The sequence below is a fragment of the Rhizobium altiplani genome (genome assembly GCF_001542405.1).
Classification (GTDB): Bacteria; Pseudomonadota; Alphaproteobacteria; order Rhizobiales; family Rhizobiaceae; genus Rhizobium; species Rhizobium altiplani.
The window spans coordinates 1-6,783 of the sequence record NZ_LNCD01000118.1; the positions used below are offsets into that span (position 1 = coordinate 1).

Sequence of the window (6,783 nt, forward strand, 5' to 3'; positions counted from 1 at the left end):
AAGATGCGTTTCGTTTGCCAGCTTGAAATCTATCCGATCGCCCGAAGGGAGGCGGGACCGACTGCACCCCGCTTGCGCACACCACCTTTCGGGACGACCGTAGGTCGAGGCCATAAACGCAGATGTAACCGGGGCCGGGATAGGCTGAGCCAAACAGAAAGGACGCGCAAGTGGCGAAATGGAACGTGGTTCCGTTCAGAAGACCGCGGAAGACTGGTGGCCGGGATGATCGACATCGCCTGCAGGGAAAATCGCTGCGATCTCAGCGAGGCATCTCTCGCGGATCGATGACGGCGCTCCTTGCTGCCATGGTCATTGCTGCGGGAAGCCGGCTTCTCTTCGGCGCCGCTGGCAACTCTCCGGATTGTCAGTCTTGGCAAAGACACTGACATCAGACTCCCTATCGGCCGCGTTTTCAATCTGCGGCGCCGATCGCCATGTGAACTGCGTCGTCGACGGGGACACGTTCTGCTTCGAGGGCGAGAAAATTCGCATCGCGGATATCGATACGCCGGAACTCAGCCCGCCGCGCTGCGAAGCCGAACGCATCAAGGGTGAGGCCGCGAAGGCACGTCTGCCGCTGCTCAATGCCGGCAACTTCTGACTCGCGGCCGGCTGGCGCGACGAGGACAAGTATGGCCGCGAGCTCCGGACTGTATTGCAATCGGGACACGCGCTCGGGGACACTCTCGTCAACGAAGGCCTTGCCAGGCGCTGGGACGGCGCCAGACGCGATGGTGCGGCTGAGGAAAGCGCGAGAGGATCGTTGCCGGATGGCCGAAACCTCGCGGCGGGTTCGGGGAGCGTGAGCGAGTAGAGCCGTGCGCGTGCGCCGTGTCGGCGCAATCGACAGAGTGAGGAAGAAAGGCCTCTCAGGGAGTCAAGAAATGAACCTGATGTCCAACCAGCTTACCTCGGCCAGTGATGGTTGTAACCGGGAAACCGGCGAGGGACAAGAGCATGCGGGCAGCAAGGCTTTTCCGGGCCGAAACCATCGTAGGCTATCGGGAAGTCAGGACAAGACGTGCATGGTGAATGCTGCATTGCGTGAAACTCAGATCGGGTCCTGGCTGTGGAAATTGACGACCCGATGGTCGACTTGTCATTCCGTGTGAAGGGCAAAGTACAGCCGTCTGCGGACGGACGGGCACGAGAGAAACCAATCTGGCAACCGAACGGGGAATCCACGCTGCGCGGGTGAAGGGTGGCACGACTGCAGAAGCCAATAACTTCATGACGGTGGTGCGCTGATGCGGCCAGAAACCGTGGAGAAGAGACTGGCTTCAATCATCGACCTGTCGCGTCAGGGAAAGCGCATAAATGGCCTGTTCCGTCTGCTGTCAGCCCAAAGTCTTTGGATGAAGGCTTACGAGCAGATCGCTCCCAACAAGGGAGCGTTGACAACGGGTGTCGATCCTCAAAGCACCTCCGACGGCTTCTCGCTGGAAAGGATGGAGGCAATCATCACCCGGGTCATAGACGGATCATACTGTTTCTCCCCGGCAGGCGGCAATACATACCTAAACCCAACCCATTGGGCATTCCCACTGCGGACGACAAGCTTGTGCAGGCAGCGGTGAAGATTCTGCTCGAACAAATTCATGAGCCGCTCTTCTCACCACAATCGCACGGCTTCCGCCGGGGGCGCCCCTGCCATACTGCACTGACAGAAATCAAGCGGACACGCCATGGCGTCAAGTGGCTGGTGGAGGTCGATATCGTGGGATACTACGACAACATCGACTATAATATCCTCCTTGCCTTGCTGCGCAGGCGTATCGACGATGATCGCCTGATCGCTTGGTAAACAGGATGCTTAAGGCCGGTTATCTTGAAGAATGGACGTTCCACCGAACGTACATTGGCGCTCCACAAGGCGGCGTAGACGCGTCCCGACCTCCCATGGTGTCGGTATGCGGATGACGGGCTGGTGCACTGCCGGACCGAGCAGGAAGCAGAAGCCGTCAAGACGGCGCTTCAGGCAAGGCTGGGCTTTCCGCTTGCGAACGGAAAGAACTTCCTCGCGATAAAGGCGGTAGATGCAGTTGACGCCGGACCGCTCTCCTAAGCAATTGTAGGTAACTCACACTCACACGTTTTGATCTTCATGTGAATCGCATAAGCCATAGCGCTGAAGGACATAGGCTTAGGCAGGAAAAGCGCGGTCATCATGGCATCCCTCGAAGCTGACATCATAAGATCATTCCCGCCAATGATGATGGAGGTTGTCTTGAAAACTGCGTGTAAGGCGGTAGCACTCTTACTGTGGGGAAGAGAGGATTGCTCAACTAGAACCAGATCGGCTTGTTCGCCTTTTGACATCCAATTGTAAAGCTCTTTAAATGCCTCAAAACCCACAGGCTCATACCCCAGATCGGCGATCTTATTTTCGTACACTTCTCGCAAGATAGGATCTGGCTCAACCAGTGCCACAATTTGTCCGCTGCCACGTGGTGTTTTACACCGACCAAACAAAGTGTCCAGGCTGACGGGCTCCTGCGAGGAAGAAGGCAAATAAATGTCGAAGCGGGTCCCTTGCCCAACAGTAGAAGTAACCTTGATGTATCCTGCAAGTTCGCTAACACGGCTGTACACCGTAGCAAGGCCCAGCCCAGTACCGCCCTTTCGAGAGCGTGCTGTAAAGAAAGGCTCATAAATATGGGGGAGCACATCCTCGGGAATACCTTCGCCATTGTCGCTAACAGAAAGGACAACATATTCGCCAGCTGGCATGACATCATGCGCCGAGATTTTCTGTTGAGCTACAAAAGCTCGACCGACGATGACATCGATCTGACCATCGGCGACTATCGCCTGGGAAGCGTTCTTACAAAGATTCATCAGAATGAGCTGAATATCTAGAGGGCTGCCTTCGATAACGCTCGTCTTGTCAACAAACTTGAAATTTAGCTCAATATTGCGTTGCAGTGCCACACGCAATAAGGGGGCAACCTCAATAACAAGTTCTACGACACTAAAAGGCTTTGCCACGCGTCCCACTTTTCGGCTCAGCGTCAAAATTTGATCGATAATTAGCCTTGCTCTGTGGGACGAGGATATAATTTGATCAACGTATGTTCTAGTAACAGCTGAGCGCCGCAGCGCGGTTCGCGCTGTTTCAGCATACCCGAGGATTCCTCCCAAAATATTATTGAATTCATGGGTTATTTCACCGACAAGCGCGCCAACGGCCTGCAGACGTTCCGCATGCTCTAATCGCCTCTTCAGGATGTTGCATTCAGTCCGTTTGCGTTGGATGTCGATATACTGGCAGAGCCAGGCGGTGGCGAGTTCAAGAAGCTGAATTTCACTTGAACAAAAGCGCGGACGATGTCCGTCGTAGCCTAGGCAACTAACAGCGATTAGCTGATTGGAGACCCGGACCGCTAGCAGCATACAAAGGCCCGGAGTTTCCTTAGGAAAGCAACCAGTCTCTCGAGCAGGTAGAACGCGGACTATCGGCCTATGTTCGTCAGCCTCGACGAGAGAGGTTATCTCGTGTAGCCGAACATCGTCCCAAGACGAGGAGAGATTTGCTGCGAAGCTTTCGATAACCTCTTTGTCACCATACTCGACCAACGCTAGCGCGCAACGATCAGCATCAAAAAAGCGCTCAACAATTCTAAGCGCTGCTTGGGCGGACGATTTTAGGCAAGACGCTGTTGGCCCACCTTCCTCGAAACAAACCCTAATCTGTCGGACTAATTTTTCGAAATCCAACCAAGGCCTCGTGCCTGCCTTAAAGTTTCGCCGAGACTGTGAATAGCTTCCGTTTATCCGCATTCATTTCCCCGTGTAACGCTCGGTTCTACTCTGGTGACGCGCTTAGCGTCCCGCGCGTTGCTGGAAACCACGAGCGTCGAATCAGTTCGTTCCAAAAAACACACAGCCATGGCATCACGATGGCTGTTGCCAGTTTTAGGCGAAGTTGTTGGCTTCGCGCTGCGGTTGGGAAATTTAAGATGTCGGCATGTCCCCGTTTTAGGACTGAGAAGATATCCTGCCAATGGACCGGCGTCGACTAGATTTAGGGCCCCGGCGGTTTTGTGTACGCCAAGTGGCGCGGTGTGAGCAACCGGCGGAACCGCGAAGCTTTTAATCTTGCGGCAGCGTTGGAGCCGGTGGTCACATATAGAGACGGTGGATGACGACCTTGGTCGTTGGTCGGCGGCCTGCCTCGCTGCGAACTTGCAAACGTCAGCAAAAGCCGGAATGTGTCCCTGTAACCCGCGATCGTGTTCGGGCTCGCATTGACCTGCTCAGTCAGCCTCTCGGTAAAAAAGCGCTGAACCAACGTCGGTAGGCGTGACGGTTTCATTGGCGCGCCTCCCGTCTCAAAGAAAGCTCTGCCCTTCGGGATGCCAGCTCCAAAAGCTCGGGGATCGCTTTAATATACCAGTAGGTGTGGGATGCGCTCTCATGGCCAAGGATCGTCGTGAGCTTGATCATTTCCTTGTTGGGGTCCAGTCCTTCTCGGTACCAATCGATCATCGTTTGAACAGCGAACGTGTGACGCAAGTCATGGATTCGTGGCCCAACGCCATGTTTCTGATCGCTGAGGCCAGCGAAGCCCGATGGCCTGAGAGACCAAGGCGAAGTTATGACGCGCCGCGCAGCCGCTGATACGCCTTGCATGATCGTCAACTAAGAGAGGGACGGGCAGATCTTCACAAAGCCGGTCGCGCTCTCGAGCATAGGTTGAAGCCGTTGCGCGGCGCTTGAGCTGAACGGGACGATGCGCTGCTTTCCCGATTTGCCGTTTCAGATTGTAATGATGTCTTGCGTGAAGTCGACATCGTCGCGGTCAAGCGTCAAGGCCTCGCTGATGCGAAGACCTGTGACAGCCATCAGCCCAAAGAGCGTAGGATAGGTCAGGCGCCGAATGCCGTTCACCGAAGGAAGCCTGGAAGCCTGGTGAAGGATTTGGCCGATCTCGATGGAAGAGTAGATGATGGGTAAGCGCGAATTTCTGCCCACCTTCTGAAGCTCAGTGCTCTGATGCATGAAGTGTCCACAAAAAAATAGGTGGACACCAAATCATGGATGATACTCCTAAACTGCAGGTGCGGCTTGTTGGTCGTGACGGCCGCCGTCGATATGACCCCGCTTCGCGAGATCAGCTCGTCGCAGCGTGATTAGAGCCCGGCGTTTCGGTCTCCCGACTGGCGCGGGAACACGACGTGAATGTCAATCTCGTTCGGAAGTGGATAAAGAAGGCCAAAGAGGAGCGTCCATTGCCTTTGGTTTCCGCGTTCGTCCTGATTCAGATAGCTACGGATATGCACTCGTCTTCTGCCAGCGGTCCACTGACTAAGGTGGAGCCGGTCGGCAAGCGATCTCATGCATCCAAGCTGAGCGCGGTGCTGCCGAACGGGGTCAGCCTGACGCTGGAATGCAGCGATGTCGATGGCTTGGCGGCAATCATAGGAGCGTTGGGTCATGTTCAGGCTGGGCGCTGACCTCAAGGTCTACCTCCATCGGGAGCCGATCGACTTCCGCGCGGGCATCAACAGCCTTGCTGTCCTGGTCCAGGAGACGATGGCGCTGGATCCCTTTGCTCCTGCGGTTTTTGCCTTTTGCAATCGCCGTCGTGACCGGATGAAGCTCTTGTTCGACCGGTCCGGCTTTGTGCTAATCCTGAAGCGGTTGACCGAGGACAAGTTCCGATGGCCCCGTCGCGAGATGCCGGTGGTCACGCTGACGACAGAGCAACTGCATTGGATCCTCGATGGCATCGATATCGATGCGATGATCCGCCATCCCGTGCGGCAGTATCAGATTGCCGGCTGAGGATGGCGAATTGCGATTGACGCGCGGGGGGCGGTTCAGATTCAAGAATCTGATGACTCGCACCGGCGAACCGAGCATTGCAGAACTGATGGCGCAATTGGCAGCCAATGCTGCCGAAATCGCGGCGCTCAAAGCCGAGAAGGAAGCGCTCTCGCAGCGGGTCGTCAAGCTTGAGGAGGAGCTGGCGCTTGCAAAGCTGCATCGCTTTGCACCCCGCAGCGAAAAGCACATTGATCGTCTCTTCAATGAGGCCGAAGAGGCTGCGGTCGAGGATGACAGCGAGGAAGGCGATGTTATCGAGCTTCCGGACACTGGCCTGCCAGCGATAGAGGGTCAGACGGGAAAGAAGCGTGGACGCAGACCTCTGCCGGAAGATCTACCGCGCGAGCGTGTTGAGTATGACCTGCCTGAGGATCAGAAGTCATGTCCCTGCTGCCAAGGTCAAATGCATCGTATGGGCGAGGCCGTTACCGAGCAGCTGCATATGAGGTCAAGGCAAAGGTCCTGCAGAATGTGCGGTTCAAGTACGCTTGCCGCCATTGCGACCGCACCGGGATCAACACGCCTGTCGTAATCGCGCCCATGCACGGGCGCCCCTTACGCCTCATTGCCGTGGCGACTTGAGGATTGCGAAGATCCGAGGCGTTAATCTGGTACGGAGCGCCCGGGACAACCTGTTGTGCACGCAGTATCCCAGCCGCGATCAGGCTTCGAATGCGATGAGGGTAACATTGCAAGCCTTGGCGGCTTCGGTTAGCGTCAGCCATTCTCCGTCTTTCTCCGCTGATTTGTAGGCGTGAATTCCACGCACGCGCCGGATCGAGCCCACGCGTTTTGCAGACCAGGTCTTGCCTTGGGCAGTCGGCAGTCCCATCCGGTTCAAGGTCGCAGCAATATGCTCATCAGACCAACGGCTCGCCATACTCTCGATGATGGCCAAGGCATCATCGGACGTGACACATTCGTGCTCGCCTGATTGTGGTTTGCGTAAGC

At 56.0% G+C, this 6,783-nt stretch carries 5 protein-coding genes and 4 pseudogenes; 6 read left to right on the plus strand and 3 right to left on the minus strand.

Going from position 1 to position 6,783, the window contains the following annotated elements:
* Positions 1–308 precede the first annotated feature (308 nt).
* From AS026_RS40565 to AS026_RS42110, 3 genes and pseudogenes are all read left to right on the plus strand, one after another.
* Positions 309–747, plus strand: a pseudogene (locus tag AS026_RS40565) (thermonuclease family protein).
* Positions 748–1,250: 503 nt separating this feature from the next.
* Positions 1,251–1,580 carry a hypothetical protein gene (locus tag AS026_RS42470; protein ID WP_051321233.1) on the plus strand — a complete coding sequence of 110 codons (330 nt, stop codon included), beginning with the start codon at positions 1,251–1,253 and terminating at the stop codon, positions 1,578–1,580.
* On the plus strand, positions 1,577–1,807 hold the full coding sequence (locus AS026_RS42110; RefSeq protein ID WP_235777232.1) for an RNA-dependent RNA polymerase family protein: 231 nt from the start codon (positions 1,577–1,579) through the stop codon (positions 1,805–1,807). Before AS026_RS42470 ends, AS026_RS42110 begins: the two co-directional genes overlap by 4 nt.
* Positions 1,808–2,064: 257 nt before the next feature.
* On the opposite strand, the gene AS026_RS27150 is transcribed toward AS026_RS42110, so the two are convergent.
* The gene (locus AS026_RS27150; protein ID WP_062373119.1) at positions 2,065–3,783 is read right to left on the minus strand and encodes a two-component system VirA-like sensor kinase; all 1,719 of its coding nucleotides are present in this window, start codon (positions 3,781–3,783) and stop codon (positions 2,065–2,067) included.
* A gap of 978 nt (positions 3,784–4,761) precedes the next feature.
* On the minus strand, positions 4,762–5,004 hold the full coding sequence (locus AS026_RS27160; RefSeq protein WP_007538679.1) for a site-specific integrase: 243 nt from the start codon (positions 5,002–5,004) through the stop codon (positions 4,762–4,764).
* A gap of 35 nt (positions 5,005–5,039) precedes the next feature.
* Here AS026_RS27160 and tnpA point away from each other — a divergent pair.
* From tnpA to AS026_RS27175, 3 genes and pseudogenes are all read left to right on the plus strand, one after another.
* A pseudogene (gene tnpA, locus AS026_RS40575) lies at positions 5,040–5,459 on the plus strand (IS66-like element accessory protein TnpA).
* Positions 5,440–5,790 carry an IS66 family insertion sequence element accessory protein TnpB gene (gene tnpB / locus AS026_RS27170; protein WP_007538681.1) on the plus strand — a complete coding sequence of 117 codons (351 nt, stop codon included), beginning with the start codon at positions 5,440–5,442 and terminating at the stop codon, positions 5,788–5,790. The pseudogene tnpA and the gene tnpB overlap by 20 nt, the downstream one beginning before the upstream one ends.
* A gap of 52 nt (positions 5,791–5,842) precedes the next feature.
* Positions 5,843–6,390: pseudogene (locus tag AS026_RS27175) on the plus strand (IS66 family transposase zinc-finger binding domain-containing protein); the annotation flags it as partial.
* On the opposite strand, the pseudogene AS026_RS40580 reads toward AS026_RS27175, so the two are convergent.
* Positions 6,375–6,783, minus strand: a pseudogene (locus tag AS026_RS40580) (recombinase family protein); the annotation flags it as partial. The pseudogenes AS026_RS27175 and AS026_RS40580 sit on opposite strands and share 16 nt — an antisense overlap.

What these genes read in the sequence shown, in the direction of transcription:
- AS026_RS27150 (WP_062373119.1), bottom strand. Translation starts at nt 3,783, where the DNA reads ATGCGGATAAACGGAAGCTATTCACAGTCTCGGCGAAACTTTAAGGCA.
- AS026_RS42470 (WP_051321233.1), top strand. Translation starts at nt 1,251, where the DNA reads ATGCGGCCAGAAACCGTGGAGAAGAGACTGGCTTCAATCATCGACCTG.
- AS026_RS27160 (WP_007538679.1), bottom strand. Translation starts at nt 5,004, where the DNA reads ATGCATCAGAGCACTGAGCTTCAGAAGGTGGGCAGAAATTCGCGCTTA.
- tnpB (WP_007538681.1), top strand. Translation starts at nt 5,440, where the DNA reads ATGTTCAGGCTGGGCGCTGACCTCAAGGTCTACCTCCATCGGGAGCCG.